The organism is Escherichia sp. WS2035 (assembly GCF_046487065.1).
Classification (GTDB): domain Bacteria; phylum Pseudomonadota; class Gammaproteobacteria; order Enterobacterales; family Enterobacteriaceae; genus Escherichia; species Escherichia coli.
Genome location: NZ_JBJQKD010000008.1, coordinates 158,867 through 179,936, shown reverse-complemented (window position 1 = coordinate 179,936; position 21,070 = coordinate 158,867). Strand labels below are relative to the sequence as shown.

Sequence of the window (21,070 nt, the reverse complement as noted above, 5' to 3'; positions counted from 1 at the left end):
TTCCTTAACAATAATGCGCGATGCGATCGACGCTAATATCCAGCGTGCTGTTAATATCTTTCTGCCACCAGTACGGTGAGAATATTTCCAGTTCAATAGCGCCATTAAATCCGGCGTTTTCAACCAGCCGACGAATTGACGGAATATTGATGACACCATCTCCCGGCATTCCACGGTCATTGACCAGATCGGTGGTCGGCACTAACCAGTCGGAAACATGAAACGCGAGGATGCGTTTTCCGGCACGCAGGATCTGACTGGCGAGATCCGGGTCCCACCAGACATGGTAGACATCTACCGCCACGCCGAGGCCAAATTCGCCATCGGGATCGAGTTCATCACACCAGTCCAGCGCCTGACGTAACGTGCACAGACAAGAACGATTGGCAGCAGTCATCGGGTGCAGTGGCTCCAGTGCAATTGGCACGCCGACCTCTTTCGAATGTGGCAGCAACTGGCGAATCCCTTGTTTCACCTGTTCCCGTGCTTCGTACAGATCTTTTGTTCCCATTGGCAGACCGCCAACCACCTGCATATAACAGGCGGCGTTCAGTACAGCGGCGTCGTCCAGCGCCCGGCGGTTATCGTCAATCGCCAGTTTGCGCTCCGCCAGCGTCGGTGCGGTGTAGTAGGTGCTACGGCACAAACCGGAAACGTTCATGTTACTGGCAGCAAGCTGGCGGGCGGTTTGCTGGAGATCTTCACTCTGCAACTCCCTGCGCCAGGGGGCAATCGCGCCAATACCGCGTGCGGCGCAGGCATCAATAATGGCGGGTAGCGGCGTTTTATAGCCCAGTGTCGCGGTATTGATACTGAATAAATCCGGGCGTTGTAACAGATCTCTCATGATTCAGCCTCAGAAGCGCGGCATACTTAAGCCGCCGTCGATGGCGACCGCCTGACCACAGGTGTAAATAAGTTTACCTTCCGCCATCGCGCGGACAGTGGAAGCAATATCCGCCGGATAACCCCAACGTCCCCACGGCACCAGACCTTTGGCAATCAGTTCGTCGTAATAGGCCGTTGCCGGAATAGTCATATCGGTTTTGATGAGACCAGGACGCACTTCATATACGCCAATTTGTTCATTACAAAGGCGAGCAGCAAACAGACGAGCAGCGGCAGAGACGGCAGTTTTGGCAATGGTATATTCGCCGCGATTCATCGCCAGCATGATGGCGTTGATGGAACTGACAAAAATAATCGAGCGGTGCGGCAGTTCTGCTTCCGGTTTCGGCTGTGCCAGTAAGCGCTTACTGAATGCCTGAGCAAGGAAGAACGGTGCGCGGGTGTTAATGGCAATATTTTGGTCGAAGCTGTCTGGTTCGAGGTCGAGAAGGTCACCGCGTTTTTTCACTGAAATGCCTGCGTTGTTGAGCAGGCAGTCCAGACGTCCCCACTGGTTTTGCGCTGCGTCGAGCATCTCTTCATGCAGGGAGAGATCGCCCACATCAGCAGGGAAGCAAATCACTTCCACGCCTTCCGCCAGACATTCTTGTTGTGTGGCATGTAATTTTTCTACGCTATCCGCATCCGGACGATCATTAATCAGCAGATTAAATCCGCCACGCGCAAGCTCCAGCGCACAGCCCTTTCCAATACCACGAGCGGCTCCGGTAATCACGGCAACAGGACGAGTGGATTTCATACAATAGCTCTCTTTTTTTGAATTTTGTTTCCTTAGTGATGATTAGCTTGCGACTGGAGGATAAAAAGATCAACCATCTAGTTGGTTGATATGCGATGGCGATCACAGGACATTTGATAACCTGATGAAAGTACAAGTTTTTGCCCTTTTTTCTGAAGCTGAAATCAAATCAGGTTATGATAGTCACCACGAAGAGGTCGTGGGGAAGCGTTATGTATCTTGATACCAGCAACGTACAGAGCCTGAAAGAAAAGCTGCTGTTATGCGCGGTTAATGAATTTGCCGAATATGGTTACGAAGGGGCCAGAGTCGATAATATCGTCAAGGCCGCGGGGTGCAGTAAACAGACGGTTTATCACCACTTTGGTAATAAAGAAAATTTATTTATCGAAGTACTGGAATATACCTGGAACGATATTCGACAAAAAGAAAAGGCCCTTGATTTCTCAGATCTTCCGCCACAGAAAGCCATTGAGAAAATAATCGATTTTACATGGGATTATTATATTTCTAATCCCTGGTTTTTAAAAATTGTGCATAGTGAAAATCAAAGTAAGGGTGTGCATTATGCAAAATCACAGCGTCTTTTAGAAATTAACCATGCGCACTTGCAGTTAATGGAATCCTTATTGGATGAAGGGAAGAAACAAAATATTTTTAAGCCAGATATCGACCCATTGCAGGTGAATATTAATATTGCTGCGCTTGGGGGATATTATTTGATCAACCAGCATACGCTTGGCCTGGTTTATCACATCAGTATGGTTTCACCGCAGGCACTGGAAGCCAGACGTAAGGTCATCAAAGAGACAATCCTTAGCTGGCTTTTGGTTGACCCTTCATCTACCGCGCGCGAATAAAACTGCCATCCGGCTGGCGGGTAAACAGGACCTGTTGATTATTCCCCGTATCAATGGTTAAGCCCGTCACCACGCCGCTGGCGTTCTGGCGGATTTTCACCATCTGCCCGTTTTGCAAATTACTCAGTGGCTTATCCGCGCCTTCTACCTGCGCCATGGCATAGACATCGGTAGCGGGCAGTCCGTGGTCGCGGAACAGCTGCGCCATCGTTTTACCGGGTTCGACACGATAGGAGCGCCATTGATTATCAATTCCGCTATCTGGCTGGAATGGTTGCGTATGGGTGGTTTGCGGCTGCTCTTCTGGTTGGCCTTCCTGTATTGGTTCTGGAGCGACCGGAGCCACCTGATCAGGATCATTTTGTGGCGTAACTAATTGCGCCCGCAGCTGTTCTTCTGTCGGTGGTTGTGATTGCGACTGAATATCTAACTGCGCTTCACGCGTCACCACCGGCGCGTTGGGCGTATCATCAGATGGAAGCAGAAATCCGACTACCAATACAATGGCGGCAATAATGATCCCCCGACGATGCATCGGCGGCAGCGGGTCCATGAAGCGAAAATTGTCCGGCGCGTGCCAGACTTTCTCCAGGGTTGGTTTTAGTTCAAAGCGCCCGGGCATGGTTTCCTCCTGCTCCGCGTCTTGTTCCTCAATCATAGCCTATGAATAAGCTAACGCTATGATGTCCGTGGTAAACCCGCCTTTATTATATTCATACGGGATATTGCTATTGTTTCTTTTTCCCCGGGATTTGTCATCATTCCCGCGACAAAGTTTTACCCAAAGAAGTGTGGCTGATATGCTGCCCGCTACTTTATACCCTAAGAAAGGAAATACGATGACCACCCCAACTTTTGACACCATCGAAGCGCAAGCAAGCTACGGCATTGGTTTGCAGGTAGGGCAACAGCTGAGTGAATCTGGCCTGGAAGGGCTGCTGCCAGAAGCACTGGTTGCAGGCATTGCCGATGCGCTGGAAGGCAAACATCCGGCTGTTCCGGTTGATGTGGTGCACCGCGCGCTGCGTGAAATCCACGAACGCGCCGATGCCGTTCGTCGTCAGCGTTTCCAGGCGATGGCTGCTGAAGGTGTGAAATACCTGGAAGAAAACGCCAAAAAAGAAGGTGTAAATAGCACCGAATCTGGCCTGCAATTCCGCGTGATCAACCAGGGCGAAGGCGCAATTCCGGCACGTACCGACCGCGTTCGTGTTCATTACACCGGAAAACTGATCGACGGCACCGTGTTTGACAGCTCCGTTGCTCGAGGCGAGCCAGCTGAATTCCCGGTAAACGGCGTGATCCCTGGCTGGATTGAAGCACTGACTCTGATGCCGGTAGGTTCTAAATGGGAACTGACTATCCCGCAGGAACTGGCATATGGCGAGCGTGGCGCAGGCGCGTCCATCCCTCCGTTCAGCACCCTGGTGTTTGAAGTCGAACTGCTGGAAATCCTCTAAGCAGCGCATTCTGTTCCCCTCGAACCAGAGGGGAGCAGGCATTCAGCAATAAACCCTTCAGTTTGCCAAACGGCGCTATTTTATGTTGCAAAGACCCTGTAAGCGTGTATTTTTGTGAGCTGTTTCGCGTTATCACCGTGATATGACACTCACTTTAAACATAAAATTAACATTAGATCTAAATCTTAGTATTCATCCCGCGTATTGTTACCTAATATCGATGAGTCCCGATACAGATTCGTCGTATCATAGACTGACTAAAGGCCGTAGAGCCTGAACAACACAGACAGGTACAGGAAGAAAAAAACATGGTAGATCAGGTAAAAGTCGTTGCCGATGATCAGGCTCCGGCTGAACAGTCGCTACGGCGCAATCTCACAAACCGACATATTCAGCTTATTGCCATTGGCGGTGCCATTGGTACAGGGTTGTTTATGGGGTCCGGCAAAACGATTAGCCTTGCCGGGCCGTCGATCATTTTCGTTTATATGATCATCGGTTTTATGCTCTTTTTCGTGATGCGGGCAATGGGGGAATTGCTGCTTTCGAATCTGGAATACAAATCTTTTAGTGACTTCGCTTCCGATTTACTCGGGCCGTGGGCAGGATATTTCACCGGCTGGACTTACTGGTTCTGCTGGGTTGTAACCGGTATGGCAGATGTGGTTGCCATTACCGCCTATGCGCAATTCTGGTTCCCTGGGCTTTCTGACTGGGTTGCTTCGTTATCCGTGATCATTCTGTTACTGGTTCTAAACCTCGCCACGGTAAAAATGTTCGGTGAGATGGAGTTCTGGTTTGCGATGATCAAAATCGTCGCCATCGTGTCGCTGATTGTTGTCGGCCTGGTCATGGTGGCGATGCACTTTCAGTCACCGACCGGTGTGGAAGCATCATTTGCACATTTGTGGAATGACGGCGGCTGGTTCCCGAAAGGCTTAAGCGGCTTCTTTGCCGGATTCCAGATAGCGGTTTTTGCTTTCGTGGGGATTGAGCTGGTAGGTACAACAGCTGCGGAAACCAAAGATCCGGAGAAATCACTGCCACGCGCGATTAACTCCATTCCGATCCGTATCATTATGTTCTACGTCTTCTCGCTGATTGTGATTATGTCCGTGACGCCGTGGAGTTCGGTAGTCCCGGAGAAAAGCCCGTTCGTTGAACTGTTTGTGTTGGTAGGTTTGCCTGCGGCTGCCAGCGTGATCAACTTTGTGGTGCTGACCTCTGCGGCGTCTTCCGCTAACAGCGGTGTCTTCTCTACCAGCCGTATGCTGTTTGGTCTGGCCCAGGAAGGTGTGGCACCGAAAGCGTTCGCTAAACTCTCTAAGCGCGCAGTACCCGCGAAAGGGCTGACCTTCTCTTGTATCTGTCTGCTCGGCGGCGTGGTGATGTTGTATGTGAATCCCAGCGTGATTGGCGCGTTCACGATGATTACAACCGTTTCCGCGATTCTGTTTATGTTTGTCTGGACGATTATCCTTTGCTCGTACCTGGTGTATCGCAAACAGCGTCCTCATCTGCATGAGAAGTCGATCTACAAGATGCCACTCGGCAAGCTGATGTGCTGGGTATGTATGGCGTTCTTTGTGTTTGTTCTGGTGTTGTTGACACTGGAAGATGACACCCGCCAGGCGCTGCTGGTTACCCCGCTGTGGTTTATCGCGCTGGGGCTGGGCTGGCTGTTTATTGGTAAGAAGCAGGCTGCTGAACTGCGGAAATAACCGCATTATCATGCTGGATGGCGCAATGCCATCCAGCTTTTAGATCACTCACCCGCCAGCGCGCGCGGAAATAGTACATTGTTTTCCAGACTGATGTGCTCCATCAGGTCATCAATCAGTTCATTAATGCCGTTATACATCGCTTTCCAGGTGGTGCAGGCTTCCGGCGGCGGTGTGACGTTATTGGTGGTGTGTTTGATCACTTCCAGCAGTTCGCCCGCTTCATCGTGCTCGCTTTCCATTACGCTGATTGGCCCCATTGCCTGGCTGCCCATGCCTTGTTTGATCATTGGGAAGAGGATTTGCTCTTCTTTCATCATATGGCTGGAAAGCTCTTCATGCAGCATAGTCAGGTATTTTGTCAGCCCTTTTGGCACACTTGGTTTGTCGGCGTGAACGCGCTCGACTTTAGTCGCTTGCAGGATCAGCTCCGGCAGCTGCTCGCGATGGCGATCGTGATAGCGCACAATAATGTGGTCGATGATTTCCGCCAGCGGGGCGCTACGCCAGTTTTTCTCAATCGGTTGTTCAGCAAGCTTTGCCAGTTCGGCTTCAATGACGTCAACATCCAGTTCTTTACGTGCCGCCGCGCGCGCCAGCGTCTGCTTACCGCCACAGCAGTAATCCATATCATATTTACGAAACAGAGCCGAAGCGCGAGGAATAGAGAGCGCCAGTTCACCTAAAGGTTGGTCGCGATAAGCCATAGCTGATACCTCATTCTTAATAAGATAAGATGCATTTTAAATGCATCTTTAAGGCAAAAGCTATAACCCTTACGTAGCAGAGGCTTATTTAACTCACTGCCAGCGTGTCAACTTTCTGAGACAGATTCAGTTAAAGGTTTTTCTGGTTTTGCTCTGACCGCAATGACCACGCCAATCACTAACAGCGCGATACCGCTCAGCGTCATTAGCGGCGGCATTTGCTGGCGGAGTAAAAAGGTGTACAGCAAACCTGCCAGCGTTTCGAAAACAATCAGCGGCCCGAGAATCACTGTCGGTAATCGCTGGCTGGCGACGTTCCAGCAGAGTGCGCCAACCCATGAGCAAAGCACGGCTATCGCAACCATCAGACTAATAAACACCAGCGGACGGGGGCCAAAGGGTAAGGAGAAGTCCGGCGTTTGCATATTCAGCCAGTAACAGGCGACGAGATAGCCGATGAGAGAAACCGGCAGCGTGACCAGCGCCTGCGCCGTCGCCCACATCATCGGATGTTTGTCGGGATTTTCCCGCAGCCAGCGGGCGTTGCGCAGGGCATACCATGCCCAGCAGACCACGGAAACTAACGCCAGCACGATGCCTGAGGTATAACGTGCCCAGTCAAAATCGGGGAGTCCGTGGTTTAACTCAGCAATATTCACACACGCCAGGCCGATGCCAATACAAACCAGTGCCGGGGCGAGTTTTCCCCATGCGAGTTTGCCGTCGCGCTGGCTATAAAGCAGATTGGCAAAAACGGGAATCACCACCGGCAGGGTGCCGATAATCATCGTGGAAACAGGCGCGCCAGTACGTTGAATGGCACTGGCAAGGCAGAAGTAATAGATAAGGTTGCCCATCATGGTGAGCATCAAGGCGGTAAGCCAGTCGCGACGCGCCAACTGACGCAGACGCACGCGTCCCAGCCAGGCAATGGGCAGCGCAATTAACCCTAGCGCCAGGTAACGCCCCATCGACTGTAACATCGCCGGGTATTCCGGCACGATCAACGGCCCGACAAAAATAAGCCCCCACATCAACCCTGCTAACAGGGCGTACAGCACGCCGCTAATCATCACTGGCATCCACTGGTCTGTCAGAAGAAATATTCAGGAAGCAGACATGATTGCTCCCGGCATCCCGTCATTATCAGAGAGGATGCGGGAGGATGCCACTTTAATTAACTAGTTATTAACATTAAAAAGATGGCTTACGCTTTCGGCTAACGTTGTCGTTGGGCGGCCAATCAATGTGCTAAGCGTTTTGCTGTCATCAAACAGACCGCCTTTCGATGCGCCAACGTCAGAATCCGCCAGCATATCCGCCAGTCCATCAGGCAGTCCGACGCTTTTCAGCGCCGCAGCGAAATCGGCTTCGCTCAGATTTTGATAGGTAACCGATTTTCCGCTCTGTTTGGTGAGTTCTGCCGCTAACTGTGTCAGCGTCCAGGCTCTATCGCCCGCCAGTTCGTAAACCTTGCCTTCGTGACCGGCTTCGCTAATCACGCGTGCCGCAGCTACCGCATAATCAGCCCGCGTTGCTGAGGCAATTTTGCCATCGCCCGCGGCACCGATAAATACGCCGTGTTCCAGTGCTGCCGGGGCGCTGGCGAGGTAGTTTTCACTGTACCAGCCGTTGCGCAGCAGGGTGTAAACGATGCCAGAATCAGCCAGCATTTTCTCCGTCTCGATGTGCTCATCGGCGAGGCCGAGCGGGGAGGAATTGGCATGTAGCAGGCTGGTATAAGCGATAAATTTCACGTCGGCCGCCTTTGCGGCATTAATAACATTACGATGCTGCGGGGCACGTTGACCCACTTCGCTGGAAGAGATCAGCAGTAGTTTTTCCACTCCCTGAAGCGCAGATGTCAGTGCGGCTTCATCGCCGTAGTCAGCCTGACGCACGGTAATGCCTTGTGCTGTCAGTGCCTGTGCTTTTGCCGGATTACGAACGATAGCCACTATTTGGCTGGCAGGAACCGTTTTCATCAAGGATTCAATAACATAGTGACCAAGTTGGCCAGTGGCACCAGTAATAGCGATCATGGGAAGTCTCCATCGTTTTGTCTTGTGTTTAAATACGCTAACACTTAAACTTACTTTTAGTAAGTACATACAAAAAGGTAAGTATGAAATGAGTCAGGTTAGCCTGTCGCAACAACTGAAAGAGGGAAATCTCTTTGCGGAACAGTGCCCGTCGCGCGAGGTGTTGAAACACGTCACCAGCCGTTGGGGGGTGTTGATTCTGGTGGCGCTACGCGAAGGTACTCATCGCTTTAGCGACCTGCGCCGTAAAATGGGCGGGGTGAGTGAAAAGATGCTTACGCAGTCGTTACAGGCGTTAGAGCAGGATGGTTTTCTTAACCGTATCGCGTATCCGGTGGTGCCGCCGCATGTGGAATATAGCCTCACGCCGCTGGGCGAGCAGGTGAGCGAAAAGGTTGCTGCACTGGCGGACTGGATTGAGTTGAATTTGCCCGAGGTGTTAGCGGTGCGGGATGAACGTGCGGCATAACTGCCGGATGCGCTGCGCTTATCCGGACTACGGTTCATGGCTTGTAGGGCGGATAAGATGCGTCATCATCGCATCCGCCAATAAATGCCGGATGCGGTTGATGATTTGTAGGCCGAAAAAGAAGTGTTTTACTTACTCAGATCCACCTGATAAATCGCAAACCCGATATCATCGGTCGCGACTTTATTCATCGGATACTGCCCTTTTTCTTTAATAAACGCTGCGGCTTTATCTGACGGAGAGGTTTCGAAACGGATATCCAGTTTCTTATCGCCAGCTATCGGTGCTAAACGCCAGTTGTTATCTGCCGCCGGGTGAATTTCCCCCGCACGTTTCGACTCATCAGCAATCCACGCTGCCAGCACCGAGCGGTTCTCATCCGGTGAAGCAAAAGCGATATGGCTGTCGCCCGTACCGGCAAATTTGCCGCCGTAAGCGCGATAGTTATTGGTGGCAACGAGGAACATGGCGTTCGGATCAATCGGCTTGCCGTTAAAGGTCAGGTTCTTAATCCTTTCCGCATTGGCATTAATCATCTGGCACTCGCCGTCATAACGGGCGGGCTGGGTAACATCAATCTGATAATTCACACCATCAATAACATCAAAGTTATAGGTGCGGAAACCATCCCAGTTGATGAGTGACTGTGGTTTCGTGCTGTTAGGATCAATCTGGTTAAACTGTCCGGCGGAGCACTCCAGCCACTCTTTCACCTCTTTACCGCTGGCTTTCACCACAATCAGCGTATTGGGGTAGAGATAAAGATCGGCGGCATTACGGAAGGTCAACTGGCCTTTTTCCACCTCCACATAGCTTGCGGGGTCATTTTTGCGACCACCAACTTTAAACGGTGCGGCAGCTGAAAGCACTGGCAGTTTTGCCAGATCCGGATCGCCCTGAATGTAATGCTCGACATACGCTTTTTGCGCGTTGTTCACCACCTGCACGGTCGGATCGTCCTGCACAAGCGCCAGATAGCTATACATATTGTCGGCAGATTTACCGATTGGCTTGCTGACGAACTGGCGTGTGGCATCGTGATCGGCTTTGAGTGTTTCTACCAGCTTGCTGTCTTCCGCCGCGAGGGATTTTTTATTAGCGATGTCGTAAATCGGCCGTGCTTCCGCTTTCGCCTGCGTCACCTGCCATTTACCGCTGTCATTACTGAGTTGTAAGTCGACCACACCAAGATGATCGCCCCACATGCCTGGCATTACCGCCGGAACACCATTCAGCGTGCCTTTCGCGATATCAGCCCCTTCGATATCAGCAAAATCTTTACCTGGGAAAACGGCGTGAGCATGGCCAAACATAATGGCGTTAACGCCCGGAATTTCACTGAGGTAATAAACTGAGTTTTCCGCCATCACTTTATACGGATCGGCAGACAGCCCGGAATGTGCCAGAACGACAACGACATCGGCACCTTTCTCGCGCATTTCAGGCACGTATTTGCGCACGGTTTCGGTAATATCATTCACCGTCACTTTCCCGGATAAATTAGCTTTATCCCAGCCCATGATTTGCGGCGGCACGACGCCAATATAGCCAATCTTCAGCGTCTGTTTTTTTCCGTCTTTATCGACCACTTCGGTGTCTTTAATTAAATACGGTGTAAACATTGGCTGTTTGGTTCTGGCGTCAATGACGTTGGCATTTACATAAGGGAATTTCGCTCCCGCCAGCGCATTTTTCAGGTAATCCAGACCGTAGTTAAACTCGTGGTTGCCAAGCGTGCCGACGGTATAGTCCAGCGTGTTTAATGCCTTATAGACCGGGTGAATATCACCTGCTTTTAAACCTTTCGCCGACATGTAATCTGCAAGCGGACTCCCCTGAATCAAATCGCCGTTATCCACCAGTACGCTGTTTTTCACTTCATTGCGGGCATCGTTAATCAGGCTTGCCGTACGTACCAGTCCGAATTTTTCCGTGGCGGTGTCTTTGTAATAATCGAAATCCATCATGTTGCTATGCAGATCAGTGGTTTCCATGATACGCAGATCGACCGTCGCTGCATTCACACTGGCGGCAATCAGCGTGGCCAGGAGCGTTGCGCTAAACTTAATCATCAGGGACATCCTTTTATCATCGGGAATACGAAAGAAAAGGGAGAATAAACGTCTTACTTATAGAACAGTGAAGAATGCCACAATTTTACGCTTTGAAAATGATGACACTATCACAGTTGGCGCATTCATTAACGATAGGGTATAAGTAAAACAATAAGTTAACACCGCTCACAGAGACGAGGTGGAGAAATGTTAGATCAAGTATGCCAGCTTGCACGGAATGCAGGCGATGCCATTATGCAGGTCTACGACGGGACAAAACCGATGGACGTCGTCAGCAAAGCGGACAATTCTCCGGTAACGGCAGCGGATATTGCCGCTCACACCGTTATCATGGACGGTTTACGTACGCTGACACCGGATATTCCGGTCCTTTCTGAAGAAGATCCTCCCGGTTGGGAAGTCCGTCAGCACTGGCAGCGTTACTGGCTGGTAGACCCGCTGGATGGTACTAAAGAGTTTATTAAACGTAATGGCGAATTCACCGTTAACATTGCGCTCATCGACCACGGCAAACCGATTTTAGGTGTGGTGTATGCGCCGGTAATGAACGTAATGTACAGCGCGGCAGAAGGCAAAGCCTGGAAAGAAGAGTGCGGTGTGCGCAAGCAGATTCAGGTCCGCGATGCGCGCCCGCCGCTGGTGGTGATCAGCCGTTCCCATGCAGATGCGGAGCTGAAAGAGTATCTGCAACAGCTTGGCGAACATCAGACCACGTCCATCGGCTCTTCGCTGAAATTCTGCCTGGTGGCGGAAGGACAGGCGCAGCTGTACCCGCGTTTCGGGCCAACGAATATTTGGGATACCGCCGCTGGTCATGCTGTGGCTGCAGCTGCCGGAGCGCACGTTCACGACTGGCAAGGTAAACCGCTGGATTACACTCCGCGCGAGTCGTTCCTGAATCCGGGGTTCAGAGTGTCTATTTATTAATTAATTTATGCAGCAGGTCCATCACTTGCTGCACCTCTTCTTGAGTGAGCGCCCCGTCTTTGGCCCATTGCACGCGACCGTCTTTATCCAGCACCACTACAGCGGAACTTTCTTCATCCAGCTGCCAGGCACCGCGTGCGACGCCATTGCTATCAACAATAAACTGCGACCAGGGATAAAGCTTTTTATTACTCTCCAGACTGCTGCGCACAAACATCCCTGAACCCGGAATCGCGTCGTCGGTGTTAACAATGGTGGTGGTCTGGTAACGATCGTGCGGTAACTTCGCTGATTTAATCGCTTCAATCAGCGTCGCGTTTTTCTCTTTTGCAGAGGTGCGACCAGCAATATGTTGCAGTACTCGCACTTTTCCCACTAACTGCGCGCTGTTCCAGGTTTTGTAGCTAAACTGATCTTTATCAAGCACCAACTCGCCACGATCGGTGATGCCAATCGGCGGCACTCGCTGACCGGTTTCGAACTGATGTGCGGAAGCCATCATCGGCAACAGCAGGCAGGTGAGTGCCAGAATCTTGCGTAGGGTCATGGTGTTTCCTTCTTATGATATGCAGGTGATCCGACCACTTGGGTCTGAGTTTTAATCATATGTGCTATTTATCGAATTTCCCGCAAGTGTGATGCCAGTTTGCGGTCAAGCGCACAAATCATATTAAAAATGAATGCTTATACTGAAGACCGCGCTTCGGTAAAAAGATAATTCTGAATAATTGTAACCTTTAGGTAAAAAAAGTTATACGCGGTGGAAACATTGCCCGGATAGTCTATAGTCACTAGGCATTAAAATTTGCGCCTCATAATAGTTGGGCCGATTGTGGCACCGCAAAGGCGTAATACTCAGCAGGAGATAACAATGAAAATTTTCCAACGGTACAACCCACTTCAGGTGGCGAAGTACGTAAAGATCCTGTTCCGTGGACGGTTATACATCAAGGACGTTGGCGCTTTTGAATTTGATAAGGGTAAGATTCTTATCCCAAAAGTGAAGGATAAGCTGCATTTGTCAGTGATGTCCGAAGTTAACCGTCAGGTTATGCGTCTGCAAACAGAGATGGCTTAACCAAAGTGCTATGCAGTAATAAGACGGCTCCTGATTCAGGAGCCGTTGATGTTTCTGGGGTTATGCGACGCTTTCTTCTTTATCTTTAGCGTCAGGCATTTTTGGCGAAAGGGCGGTGGCTTTGCTGTCGATTCGGGTCACCAGCAGCTGGTCGATGCGGTAGTTATCGATATCCACCACTTCAAATTTGTAGCCGGCGAATTTCACCGAATCGGTGCGTTTCGGGATCTTACGCAGCATAAACATCATAAAGCCGCCGATGGTTTCGTAGTTGCCCGACTGCGGGAACTCGTCAATATCCAGCACGCGCATGACGTCGTCAATCGGAGTGCCGCCGTCTATCAGCCATGAGTTCTCATCACGGGCGACAATCTGCTCTTCCAGCCCCTGACCGACCAGATCGCCCATCAGCGTGGTCATCACGTCGTTGAGGGTGATGATCCCCACTACCAGTGCGTACTCGTTCATGATCACCGCGAAGTCTTCACCTGCGGTTTTAAAACTTTCCAACGCCTCTGAAAGGGTTAACGTATCCGGCACAATCAGCGTATTGCGAATTTGTACGCCGCTGTTCAGTGCCAGGCTTTGGTTAGCCAGCACGCGGTTCAGCAGGTCTTTAGAATCGACATAGCCGATGATGTGGTCAATATCTTCATTACAGACGAGAAACTTAGAGTGCGGATGTTCCGCCACCTTATTCTTCAGACTTTGCTCATCTTCGTGGAGATCAAACCAAATCACGTTTTCACGCGGTGTCATTGAAGACGGAACGGTACGGGATTCCAGTTCAAAGACGTTTTCAATCAGCTCGTGTTCCTGTTTACGTAACACGCCCGCCAGCGCACCGGCTTCCACTACCGCGTAGATGTCATCAGAAGTGATGTCATCTTTACGTACCATTGGCAGTTTGAAAATACGGAAGATTATGTTCGCCAGTCCGTTGAAGAACCACACCAGCGGGGTGCAAACGTACAGGCAGAAGCGCATCGGGTTGATGATACGCAAAGCCACAGCTTCTGGCGCAATCATACCGATGCGTTTCGGGGTTAAATCCGCAAACAGGATAAACATGCCAGTCACTAACGAGAAAGAGAGAATAAAGCTCAGTTGCTCAGAGAGTTCTGCCGACATATAGCGGGAGAACAGGCTGTGAAAAGCTGGAGAAAATGCCGCATCACCGACGATACCGCCGAGAATCGCCACTGCGTTCAGACCGATTTGGACCACGGTAAAGAACATGCCGGGATTTTCCTGCATATTCAGAACGCGTTGGGCATTTATATTGCCTTCATCAGCCAGCAGTTTAAGTTTGATTTTGCGTGAGGCGGCAAGCGAGATCTCGGACATCGAGAAGAACGCACTTACAGCGATCAAACAGAGTATGACTAAAATACTGTTTAACATATCTTATCCGACCTTTCAGGCCAGATCCTCGGAAGGGGAAGTTGATTAATTTGTGTGAAATACACATTGAAAGCCGATTCGAAGAAAGTGAACCGGCATTTTCAGTGGCTAGTATAGCGTAAGGTACTGTAAAGCCGCCAGAGGGTTAAAATTCAGACAGCTGAAAAATGAAAAACTGCCTGATGCGCTATGCCGAACAGGCCTACGCAGTCCCCGCAATATATTGAATTTGGACGATTTTGTAGGCCTGGCAAGGCGTTTACGCCGTATCCGGCATAAACAAAATGCACTTTATCAACAATCTACATTTGTACCCGTAACGCTATGCTTCCGGCGGCAGACAGACGCCAATTCCGCCAATTCCACAGTAACCATACGGGTTTTTATGCAGATATTGCTGGTGGTCATCTTCGGCATAATAAAACGGTGTGGCGTTAGCGATTTCCGTGGTGATGCGACGATCGTCATCGGCGGCAAGCATCGCCGCCTGAAAACGTTCCAGACTGGCGCGAGCGGCGGCATCCTGTTCTGGGGTCAGCGGATAAATCGCTGAACGATACTGCGTGCCGTGGTCATTGCCCTGACGCATTCCCTGGGCGGGATCGTGATTCTCCCAAAATACTTGTAGCAACTGCTCATAGCTGATGACGGATGGATCGTAAACAATGCGCACCGCTTCGGCATGGCCAGTATCGCCGGAGCACACTTCCCGATAAGTCGGATTTGGCGTATAGCCGCCGGTATAGCCTGCGGCGGTGCTGTAAACGCCGGGTAACTGCCAGAACAGACGCTCCACACCCCAGAAACAACCCATCGCAAAAATGGCAATCTCCATTCCGTCAGGTACATTGGTCATTGAGTGACCGTTGACCGCATGCAGTGTGGCTACGGGCATCGGGGTGTTACGTCCAGGCAGGGCATCGGCGGGGGAAACCAGATGCTTTTTATCAAATAAACTCATGGTGTCGCTCTCCCGAAAATCGGTCATTGGGGTTAAGGTTGTAACAAGAGGCGTATTTGCACACAATAACCACCGTGAATAGGTCTAAAGTAAAACATAAGAAATATTTTGGGTTTAGTCTGCTTTTTAATCCATATTACTGGATTTTTGTTAAGCCGTTTAACGGCGTTCCAGGGGCAGGAAAAAAAGGATATTCAGGAGAAAATGTGCGCTATATCCGACAGTTATGCTGTGTAAGCTTACTCTGCTTAAGCGGATCTGCCGTCGCCGCGAACGTCCGTCTACAGGTCGAGGGGTTATCGGGACAGCTGGAAAAGAACGTTCGCGCGCAGCTTTCTACGATTGAAAGTGATGAAGTGACGCCAGACCGTCGCTTTCGCGCACGCGTCGATGATGCCATCCGCGAAGGTCTGAAAGCGCTGGGTTATTACCAGCCGACCATTGAATTTGATCTCCGTCCACCGCCAAAGAAAGGGCGGCAGGTATTGATCGCCAAAGTCACGCCAGGCGTGCCGGTGTTAATTGGCGGCACCGATGTGGTATTGCGCGGCGGCGCGCGGACCGATAAAGACTATTTGAAATTGCTCGATACTCGCCCGGCTATTGGTACGGTACTGAACCAGGGCGATTATGAAAATTTCAAAAAGTCCTTAACCAGCATTGCGTTGCGTAAAGGTTATTTCGATAGCGAATTTACCAAAGCACAGCTGGGCATTGCGCTCGGCCTGCATAAAGCCTTCTGGGATATTGATTATAACAGTGGCGAACGTTACCGCTTTGGGCATGTGACCTTTGAAGGATCACAAATCCGCGATGAATACCTGCAAAATCTGGTGCCGTTTAAAGAGGGCGATGAGTACGAATCGAAAGATCTGGCAGAACTGAACCGTCGACTTTCTGCTACCGGCTGGTTTAACTCGGTGGTGGTGGCTCCACAATTTGATAAAGCGCGCGAAACGAAAGTATTACCATTGACGGGCGTGGTTTCGCCGCGAACAGAAAACACCATCGAAACCGGCGTCGGTTACTCTACGGACGTGGGACCGCGCGTGAAAGCGACGTGGAAAAAGCCGTGGATGAACTCTTACGGTCACAGTTTGACCACCAGTACCAGTATTTCCGCGCCGGAACAGATCCTCGACTTCAGCTATAAAATGCCGCTGCTGAAGAATCCGCTGGAACAATATTATTTGGTGCAGGGCGGTTTTAAGCGCACTGACCTGAACGATACCGAGTCTGACTCCACTACGCTGGTGGCTTCTCGCTACTGGGATCTCTCCAGCGGCTGGCAGCGTGCCATTAACCTGCGCTGGAGTTTCGACCACTTTACCCAGGGTGAAATTACCAACACCACGATGCTGTTTTATCCTGGGGTGATGATTAGCCGCACGCGTTCTCGTGGTGGCCTGATGCCAACCTGGGGCGACTCGCAACGCTACTCTATCGACTACTCCAACACGGCCTGGGGCTCGGATGTTGATTTCTCCGTTTTCCAGGCGCAGAACGTCTGGATCCGCACACTGTACGATCGCCATCGTTTTGTGACACGCGGCACGCTGGGCTGGATTGAAACGGGTGATTTCGACAAAGTACCGCCGGATCTGCGTTTCTTCGCCGGGGGCGATCGCAGTATTCGCGGCTACAAATACAAATCTATCGCCCCGAAATACGCCAACGGTGACCTGAAAGGGGCCTCGAAGCTGATAACCGGATCGCTGGAATACCAGTACAACGTGACCGGAAAATGGTGGGGCGCGGTGTTTGTCGATAGCGGCGAAGCGGTAAGCGATATTCGCCGCAGCGACTTTAAAACCGGTACAGGGGTCGGCGTGCGCTGGGAATCGCCGGTCGGGCCAATCAAACTCGATTTTGCCGTGCCGGTCGCGGATAAAGACGAACACGGGTTACAGTTTTACATCGGTCTGGGGCCAGAATTATGAGTTTATGGAAAAAAATCAGCCTCGGCGTGGTTATCGTTATCTTACTGTTACTGGGATCGGTGGCGTTTCTGGTGGGCACCACCAGCGGCCTGCATCTGGTATTTAAAGCGGCGGATCGCTGGGTGCCAGGACTGGATATTGGCAAGGTCACCGGCGGCTGGCGTGATCTCACCTTGTCTGACGTTCGTTATGAGCAGCCAGGCGTGGCGGTAAAAGCGGGCAATCTGCATCTGGCGGTCGGGCTTGAGTGCCTGTGGAACAGTAGCGTTTGTATTAATGATCTGGCGCTGAAAGACATTCAGGTCAACATCGACAGTAAAAAAATGCCTCCTTCTGAACAGGTTGAAGAAGAGGAAGATAGCGGTCCGTTGGATCTCTCCACGCCGTATCCCATTACCCTGACACGGGTGGCGCTGGACAACGTCAACATCAAGATTGATGACACCACGGTATCGGTGATGGACTTCACCTCCGGCCTGAACTGGCAGGAGAAAACCCTGACCCTGAAACCGACATCGCTGATAGGCCTGTTGATTGCTTTGCCGAAAGTGGCGGAAGCGGCACAGGAAGAAGTGGTCGAACCGAAAATTGAAAATCCGCAGCCGGAGGACAAGCCGCTCGGCGAAACGCTGAAAGATCTCTTTTCTCGCCCGGTATTGCCGGAAATGACCGACGTGCATTTGCCGCTTAACCTGAACATTGAAGAGTTTAAGGGCGAGCAGCTGCGCGTGACGGGCGACACGGACATCACCGTGAGCACCATGCTGCTGAAAGTGAGCAGCATTGACGGCAATACTAAACTGGACGCCCTGGATATCGACTCCAGTCAAGGGATCGTCAACGCCAGCGGCACGGCGCAGCTGTCAGACAACTGGCCGGTGGATATCACCCTCAACAGCACACTGAACGTGGAGCCGTTGAAAGGTGAAAAGGTGAAGCTGAAAGTGGGCGGTGCGCTGCGCGAACAGCTGGAGATAGGCGTTAACCTTTCCGGTCCGGTGGATATGGATTTACGCGCCCAGACGCGACTGGCGGAAGCCGGATTGCCGCTCAACGTGGAAGTGAACAGCAAACAGCTTTACTGGCCGTTCACTGGTGAGAAGCAGTATCAGGCAGACGATCTGAAACTGAAACTTACCGGCAAAATGACCGATTACGCGATCTCTATGCGCACGGCTGTTAAGGGCCAGGAGATCCCGCCAGCCACCATTACCCTTGATGCCAAAGGTAATGAACAGCAGGTCAATCTCGACAAACTTACCGTCGCGGCGCTGGAAGGGAAAACGGAACTTAAGGCGTTGCTCGACTGGCAGCAGGCCATTAGTTGGCGCGGTGAGCTAACGCTTAACGGCATTAACACCGCCAAAGAGATCCCGGAGTGGCCGTCGAAACTCAATGGCTTGATTAAAACCCGCGGTAGCCTGTACGGCGGCACCTGGCAGATGGAGGTGCCAGAACTGAAGCTGACCGGTAACGTCAAACAGAACAAAGTGAACGTTGACGGCACGCTGAAAGGCAACAGTTATATGCAGTGGATGATCCCAGGGCTGCATCTGGAACTGGGGCCAAACAGTGCCGAAGTGAAAGGTGAGCTGGGGGTAAAAGATCTCAATCTTGATGCCACCATCAACGCGCCGGGGCTGGATAACGCGCTGCCGGGGCTTGGCGGTACAGCGAAAGGGCTGGTGAAAGTACGCGGCACGGTGGAAGCGCCACAACTACTGGCAGATATCACCGCGCGCGGCCTGCGCTGGCAGGAACTTTCCGTGGCGCAGGTTCGCGTGGAAGGCGACATTAAATCCACCGATCAGATCGCCGGGAAACTCGACGTACGCGTTGAGCAAATCTCGCAGCCGGATGTAAATATCAACCTCGTCACCCTGAATGCCAAAGGCAGCGAAAAGCAGCACGAGCTACAGTTGCGGATTCAGGGCGAACCGATTTCCGGGCAGCTTAATCTGGCAGGAAGTTTTGATCGCAAAGAAGAACGCTGGAAGGGAACACTTAGCAATACGCGCTTCCAGACGCCGGTCGGTCCGTGGTCGCTGACCCGCGATATTGCGCTGGATTACCGCAATAAGGAACAAAAAATCAGCATCGGGCCACACTGCTGGCTTAACCCGAATGCGGAACTGTGCGTGCCGCAAACTATCGATGCGGGTGCCGAAGGGCGTGCGGTGGTGAATCTCAACCGCTTCGACCTGGCCATGCTGAAACCATTTATGCCAGAAACCACTCAGGCCAGCGGTATCTTCACGGGTAAAGCGGACGTTGCCTGGGACACCACGAAAGAGGGGCTGCCGCAGGGCAGTATCACCCTTTCGGGGCGTAATGTGCAGGTGACGCAAACCGTCAACGATGCGGCGCTGCCCGTGGCGTTTCAGACGCTGAATCTGACGGCGGAACTGCGTAACAACCGTGCCGAACTGGGCTGGACCATCCGCCTGACCAATAACGGCCAGTTTGATGGTCAGGTGCAGGTGACCGATCCGCAAGGCCGCCGTAATCTTGGTGGCAACGTCAATATCCGTAACTTCAACCTTGCGATGATAAACCCCATCTTTACCCGTGGGGAAAAAGCAGCGGGGATGGTGAGTGCCAACTTGCGTCTGGGTGGTGATGTGCAAAGCCCGCAGTTGTTTGGTCAGCTTCAGGTTACGGGGGTGGATATCGACGGCAACTTTATGCCGTTTGATATGCAACCGAGCCAGCTTGCGGTCAACTTTAACGGTATGCGCTCGACGCTTGCTGGTACTGTGCGGACCCAACAGGGAGAAATCTACCTGAGCGGTGACGCCGACTGGAGCCAGATTGAAAACTGGCGGGCGAGGGTAACAGCGAAGGGCAGTAAAGTGCGTATCACCGTGCCGCCGATGGTACGAATGGATGTATCGCCAGATGTTGTATTCGAGGCTACACCAAATCTGTTTACTCTCGACGGTCGCGTGGATGTCCCTTGGGCGCGCATCGTGGTGCACGAGCTGCCGGAAAGCGCAGTAGGCGTTTCCAGCGATGTGGTGATGCTTAACGATAACCTGCAACCGGAAGAGCCGAAAACGGCGTCGATTCCGATTAACAGTAACCTGACTGTCCACGTTGGCAACAATGTGCGCATTGACGCCTTTGGCCTGAAAGCGCGGCTGACGGGCGATCTCAACGTCGTTCAGGACAAACAAGGGCTGGGCCTGAACGGGCAGATCAACATCCCTGAAGGGCGCTTCCATGCCTATGGTCAGGATCTGATTGTGCGTAAGGGTGAGTTACTGTTCTCTGGTCCGCCAGATCAACCGTATCTTAATATCGAAGCTATTCGTAACCCGGATGCTACAGAAGACGACGTCATCGCCGGAGTTCGCGTCACTGGTCTGGCGGACGAACCGAAAGCGGAGATCTTCTCTGACCCGGCGATGTCGCAACAAGCTGCATTGTCTTATTTGCTACGTGGACAAGGGCTGGAGAGCGATCAGAGTGACAGTGCGGCGATGACCTCGATGCTGATTGGCCTGGGGGTTGCGCAAAGTGGCCAGATTGTGGGTAAAATCGGCGAGACGTTTGGCGTAAGCAATTTAGCGCTCGACACAGAGGGAGTAGGCGACTCCTCCCAGGTGGTGGTCAGCGGCTATGTATTGCCAGGTCTGCAAGTGAAATACGGCGTGGGTATATTTGACTCTATAGCAACACTCACGTTACGTTATCGCCTGATGCCTAAGCTATATCTGGAAGCCGTGTCTGGTGTAGACCAGGCACTGGATTTGCTCTATCAGTTCGAGTTTTAGCA

Annotated in this window: 18 protein-coding genes; 8 read left to right on the top strand and 10 right to left on the bottom strand. The window is 51.8% G+C overall.

Annotation, left to right across the window (positions count from 1 at the left end):
- Positions 1-4: 4 nt before the first annotated feature.
- On the bottom strand, positions 5-847 hold the full coding sequence (locus ACJHX4_RS15150; protein ID WP_001205256.1) for a sugar phosphate isomerase/epimerase family protein: 843 nt from the start codon (positions 845-847) through the stop codon (positions 5-7).
- A gap of 9 nt (positions 848-856) precedes the next feature.
- The gene (locus ACJHX4_RS15145) at positions 857-1,648 is read right to left on the bottom strand and encodes a 3-ketoacyl-ACP reductase (RefSeq protein WP_000843394.1); all 792 of its coding nucleotides are present in this window, start codon (positions 1,646-1,648) and stop codon (positions 857-859) included.
- A gap of 212 nt (positions 1,649-1,860) precedes the next feature.
- Here ACJHX4_RS15145 and ACJHX4_RS15140 point away from each other — a divergent pair, with 212 nt between their 5' ends.
- Positions 1,861-2,508, top strand: a complete 648-nt coding sequence (locus ACJHX4_RS15140) for a TetR/AcrR family transcriptional regulator (RefSeq protein WP_001298021.1) — start codon at positions 1,861-1,863, stop codon at positions 2,506-2,508.
- Here the strand turns inward: ACJHX4_RS15140 and ytfB are convergent.
- Positions 2,492-3,130 carry a cell division protein YtfB gene (gene ytfB / locus ACJHX4_RS15135; RefSeq protein ID WP_001119474.1) on the bottom strand — a complete coding sequence of 213 codons (639 nt, stop codon included), beginning with the start codon at positions 3,128-3,130 and terminating at the stop codon, positions 2,492-2,494. The two genes, ACJHX4_RS15140 and ytfB, sit on opposite strands and share 17 nt — an antisense overlap.
- Positions 3,131-3,347: 217 nt before the next feature.
- Here ytfB and fklB point away from each other — a divergent pair, with 217 nt between their 5' ends.
- Positions 3,348-3,968, top strand: a complete 621-nt coding sequence (fklB, locus tag ACJHX4_RS15130; RefSeq protein ID WP_000211225.1) for an FKBP-type peptidyl-prolyl cis-trans isomerase — start codon at positions 3,348-3,350, stop codon at positions 3,966-3,968.
- Positions 3,969-4,276: 308 nt separating this feature from the next.
- A complete protein-coding gene (gene cycA, locus ACJHX4_RS15125; RefSeq protein ID WP_000228365.1) occupies positions 4,277-5,689 on the top strand; it encodes a D-serine/D-alanine/glycine transporter in 1,413 nt (470 codons plus the stop codon).
- Between the two features lie 44 nt (positions 5,690-5,733).
- Here the strand turns inward: cycA and ytfE are convergent, their stop codons facing one another.
- The 3 genes from ytfE to qorB form a co-directional block, all read right to left on the bottom strand.
- On the bottom strand, positions 5,734-6,396 hold the full coding sequence (ytfE, locus tag ACJHX4_RS15120; protein WP_000331453.1) for an iron-sulfur cluster repair protein YtfE: 663 nt from the start codon (positions 6,394-6,396) through the stop codon (positions 5,734-5,736).
- Positions 6,397-6,503: 107 nt separating this feature from the next.
- Entirely contained in the window at positions 6,504-7,469 is a 966-nt protein-coding gene (locus ACJHX4_RS15115; protein ID WP_001304672.1) for a DMT family transporter, read from the bottom strand.
- Between the two features lie 108 nt (positions 7,470-7,577).
- The gene (qorB, locus tag ACJHX4_RS15110; protein ID WP_001531220.1) at positions 7,578-8,438 is read right to left on the bottom strand and encodes an NAD(P)H:quinone oxidoreductase; all 861 of its coding nucleotides are present in this window, start codon (positions 8,436-8,438) and stop codon (positions 7,578-7,580) included.
- Positions 8,439-8,526: 88 nt separating this feature from the next.
- On the opposite strand from qorB, the gene ACJHX4_RS15105 reads away from it, so the two are divergent.
- A complete protein-coding gene (locus tag ACJHX4_RS15105) occupies positions 8,527-8,907 on the top strand; it encodes a winged helix-turn-helix transcriptional regulator (protein WP_001531221.1) in 381 nt (126 codons plus the stop codon).
- Between the two features lie 128 nt (positions 8,908-9,035).
- On the opposite strand, the gene cpdB is transcribed toward ACJHX4_RS15105, so the two are convergent.
- Entirely contained in the window at positions 9,036-10,979 is a 1,944-nt protein-coding gene (gene cpdB / locus ACJHX4_RS15100) for a 2',3'-cyclic-nucleotide 2'-phosphodiesterase (protein ID WP_000589431.1), read from the bottom strand.
- Between the two features lie 189 nt (positions 10,980-11,168).
- On the opposite strand from cpdB, the gene cysQ reads away from it, so the two are divergent.
- The gene (cysQ, locus tag ACJHX4_RS15095) at positions 11,169-11,909 is read left to right on the top strand and encodes a 3'(2'),5'-bisphosphate nucleotidase CysQ (RefSeq protein ID WP_000886909.1); all 741 of its coding nucleotides are present in this window, start codon (positions 11,169-11,171) and stop codon (positions 11,907-11,909) included.
- On the opposite strand, the gene ACJHX4_RS15090 is transcribed toward cysQ, so the two are convergent.
- The gene (locus ACJHX4_RS15090; RefSeq protein WP_000175286.1) at positions 11,899-12,456 is read right to left on the bottom strand and encodes a YtfJ family protein; all 558 of its coding nucleotides are present in this window, start codon (positions 12,454-12,456) and stop codon (positions 11,899-11,901) included. The two genes, cysQ and ACJHX4_RS15090, sit on opposite strands and share 11 nt — an antisense overlap.
- Before the next feature lie 324 nt (positions 12,457-12,780).
- Here ACJHX4_RS15090 and ACJHX4_RS15085 point away from each other — a divergent pair, with 324 nt between their 5' ends.
- Positions 12,781-12,987 (top strand): DUF1107 domain-containing protein, encoded by a 207-nt coding sequence (locus tag ACJHX4_RS15085; RefSeq protein WP_000689228.1) that lies wholly within the window; start codon positions 12,781-12,783, stop codon positions 12,985-12,987.
- Positions 12,988-13,047: 60 nt separating this feature from the next.
- Here ACJHX4_RS15085 and ACJHX4_RS15080 read toward each other — a convergent pair whose 3' ends face one another.
- A complete protein-coding gene (locus tag ACJHX4_RS15080) occupies positions 13,048-14,391 on the bottom strand; it encodes a hemolysin family protein (RefSeq protein ID WP_000935038.1) in 1,344 nt (447 codons plus the stop codon).
- 322 nt (positions 14,392-14,713) lie between these two features.
- Complete coding sequence (gene msrA, locus ACJHX4_RS15075; protein ID WP_001305659.1) at positions 14,714-15,352, bottom strand: peptide-methionine (S)-S-oxide reductase MsrA; 639 nt, start codon at positions 15,350-15,352, stop codon at positions 14,714-14,716.
- Between the two features lie 206 nt (positions 15,353-15,558).
- Here msrA and tamA point away from each other — a divergent pair, with 206 nt between their 5' ends.
- Together tamA and tamB are read left to right on the top strand one after the other, a co-directional pair.
- Entirely contained in the window at positions 15,559-17,292 is a 1,734-nt protein-coding gene (tamA, locus tag ACJHX4_RS15070) for an autotransporter assembly complex protein TamA (RefSeq protein ID WP_001269314.1), read from the top strand.
- Positions 17,289-21,068, top strand: coding sequence for an autotransporter assembly complex protein TamB (tamB, locus tag ACJHX4_RS15065; RefSeq protein ID WP_000060870.1), 3,780 nt, complete (start codon positions 17,289-17,291; stop codon positions 21,066-21,068). Before tamA ends, tamB begins: the two co-directional genes overlap by 4 nt.
- The last annotated feature ends 2 nt before the right edge of the window (positions 21,069-21,070 follow it).

Coding starts and splice junctions, on each gene's coding strand:
- msrA (WP_001305659.1), bottom strand. CDS start 15,352: ATGAGTTTATTTGATAAAAAGCATCTGGTTTCCCCCGCCGATGCCCTG.
- ACJHX4_RS15150 (WP_001205256.1), bottom strand. CDS start 847: ATGAGAGATCTGTTACAACGCCCGGATTTATTCAGTATCAATACCGCG.
- ytfE (WP_000331453.1), bottom strand. CDS start 6,396: ATGGCTTATCGCGACCAACCTTTAGGTGAACTGGCGCTCTCTATTCCT.
- ytfB (WP_001119474.1), bottom strand. CDS start 3,130: ATGCCCGGGCGCTTTGAACTAAAACCAACCCTGGAGAAAGTCTGGCAC.
- ACJHX4_RS15085 (WP_000689228.1), top strand. CDS start 12,781: ATGAAAATTTTCCAACGGTACAACCCACTTCAGGTGGCGAAGTACGTA.
- cysQ (WP_000886909.1), top strand. CDS start 11,169: ATGTTAGATCAAGTATGCCAGCTTGCACGGAATGCAGGCGATGCCATT.
- ACJHX4_RS15145 (WP_000843394.1), bottom strand. CDS start 1,648: ATGAAATCCACTCGTCCTGTTGCCGTGATTACCGGAGCCGCTCGTGGT.
- ACJHX4_RS15080 (WP_000935038.1), bottom strand. CDS start 14,391: ATGTTAAACAGTATTTTAGTCATACTCTGTTTGATCGCTGTAAGTGCG.
- qorB (WP_001531220.1), bottom strand. CDS start 8,438: ATGATCGCTATTACTGGTGCCACTGGCCAACTTGGTCACTATGTTATT.
- cycA (WP_000228365.1), top strand. CDS start 4,277: ATGGTAGATCAGGTAAAAGTCGTTGCCGATGATCAGGCTCCGGCTGAA.
- fklB (WP_000211225.1), top strand. CDS start 3,348: ATGACCACCCCAACTTTTGACACCATCGAAGCGCAAGCAAGCTACGGC.
- ACJHX4_RS15105 (WP_001531221.1), top strand. CDS start 8,527: ATGAGTCAGGTTAGCCTGTCGCAACAACTGAAAGAGGGAAATCTCTTT.
- tamB (WP_000060870.1), top strand. CDS start 17,289: ATGAGTTTATGGAAAAAAATCAGCCTCGGCGTGGTTATCGTTATCTTA.
- ACJHX4_RS15140 (WP_001298021.1), top strand. CDS start 1,861: ATGTATCTTGATACCAGCAACGTACAGAGCCTGAAAGAAAAGCTGCTG.
- cpdB (WP_000589431.1), bottom strand. CDS start 10,979: ATGATTAAGTTTAGCGCAACGCTCCTGGCCACGCTGATTGCCGCCAGT.
- ACJHX4_RS15115 (WP_001304672.1), bottom strand. CDS start 7,469: ATGATTAGCGGCGTGCTGTACGCCCTGTTAGCAGGGTTGATGTGGGGG.
- ACJHX4_RS15090 (WP_000175286.1), bottom strand. CDS start 12,456: ATGACCCTACGCAAGATTCTGGCACTCACCTGCCTGCTGTTGCCGATG.